The following is a 1,920-nucleotide window of genomic DNA, read 5'->3' as shown; positions in this document are numbered from 1 at the left end:
AATTACCAACTCCAGCCAAAGCATCCGCCACATTGCCATAGTCTATCTCTTCAGAGTTACCATCATCCTTAACTGTCTTAACCTTAAAACTTGGAGCTTTCCATTGTCCTTGCTCATCATAACCTGCACCTCCACCAAAATACGTCGCAAATGTCTTATTCATTGAATAAAGCTGACCACCTGTGACAGCATCCGTTGAATTAGCGGTAATCTCACCATTGGCAAGAAACGTAATTCTACTGTTTTCTTGTGTCCTTACAGCTCTGCCTTTTTCTTCTTTGCTCTTTTCATGACGCGCGACAAAGGCATTGGCTTCCTTGCTCCAATTCAAAGAATCCTGTGCTACTCCTTCAGAGACTTCCTTAATGCGATCGTTAACAGTCTTGATATTCGTATCAAGTCCTTTAAAGGCTTTTTCAACACCTTCATACGGTTTATCTGTTACCTTACCGTCTTTAGAAACTGTTGATAAGACATACTTTGGTCCTTTAAAGTTTTTGCCATCAAAAGATACATCGCCACCTAAAATCTTTGAGAAATCATCTGTGATGATATGAAGCTGTCCACCCGTGACTGCATCATGTGAACCCTTGGCAATCTGACCATCAGCAACATTGTGAAGTGCTACAGCAGCAGAATTTGCACCTTTTCCTAAAGTCACACTCGCATAATTTATAGTGTTATTATCACCCTCTTTTTTATCATAGTGAACAACAGCCGAGTCATCTGATTGAAGACTGTTAGAAAGCTTCTCTAAACTTTCATCAAGCTGACCTTTGTTAACAGCTTCATTATTTTGTGTTGCTGCCTTCACACCAGAAAGAGTTCGATCTGCTTTGCTACTATTAGCGATATTGATTTCACTACCTTCTACTGCGCCTCCAATAGTGAGACGATGTGTTGTTTTGTCTTGCTGAACAAAGCTCTCGCTTTCCACTTTGGTAATCACATTATCAACCTGTTCAGTCAATTTATTCTGAACATTCGTGATAGAACTTCCAACACCTGCAAGTGCATCAGCTACATTCGTATAGTTCTTGTCAAAAGAAGTACCATCCTCACCAAACTGCTTGATCTTAAAACTTGGAGCTTTCCATTGTCCTTGCTCATCATAACCTGCACCTCCACCAAAATAGGTTGCAAGTTGTTCGTTCAGCGAATAAAGCTGACCACCCGTGACAGCATCCGTTGAATTAGCGGTAATCTCACCATTGGCAAGAAACGTAATTCTACTGTTTTCTTGTGTCCTTACAGCTCTGCCTTTTTCTTCTTTGCTCTTTTCATGACGTGCGACAAAGGCATTGGCTTCCTTGCTCCATAACAAAGAATCCTGTGCTACTCCTTCAGAAACCTCTTTAATCCGCGCATTCACATTCTTGATATTTGCATCAAGGCCTGAAAAAGCGGTTCCAACACCTTGAAAGGCACTCTCTGTTACACTTCCATCTTTGGCAATGTAAGATAATTTATACGTTGGCTGTGTAAGAGCTCCATCTTTAAAGGATGCTTCTCCACCTAAAAACTTAGCTACATCCTCACCGATTTTATTAATCTGACCACCCGTGATTGCATCATGTGAATCCTTGGCAATCTGACCATCGGCAACATTATGCAAACCTACAGATGCCTTATCCTTACCTTTACCTAAAGTTACATTCGTGTAATCAATGCCGCCATTATCACCATCTTTTTTATCGTAGTGAACAACGGCTGAATCATCAGACTGAAGGCTGGTAGAAAGATCCTTTAAACCTTTATCTAGCTGACCTTTATTAACCGCTTCATTATTCTTCGTTGCTGCCTTCACACCAGAAAGAGTTCGATCTGCTTTGCCACTATTAGCGATATTGATTTCACTGCCTTCTACTTCTTTACCAATAGTGATAAGATTGGTTGCTTGATCTTTCTTAACAAGGCTAT

The 1,920-nt window shown here is 40.7% G+C and carries 1 pseudogene; it reads right to left on the bottom strand.

Annotation, left to right across the window (positions count from 1 at the left end):
* Window positions 1–1,920, bottom strand: a pseudogene (locus tag PVV63_RS10140) (hypothetical protein); the annotation flags it as partial.

Source organism: Bartonella sp. CM31XJBT, from assembly GCF_028618555.1.
In the GTDB taxonomy this organism is placed as follows: Bacteria; Pseudomonadota; Alphaproteobacteria; order Rhizobiales; family Rhizobiaceae; genus Bartonella.
Note: the sequence above shows the minus strand (reverse complement) of the source record. Positions and strands in the feature narration are given on the sequence as shown.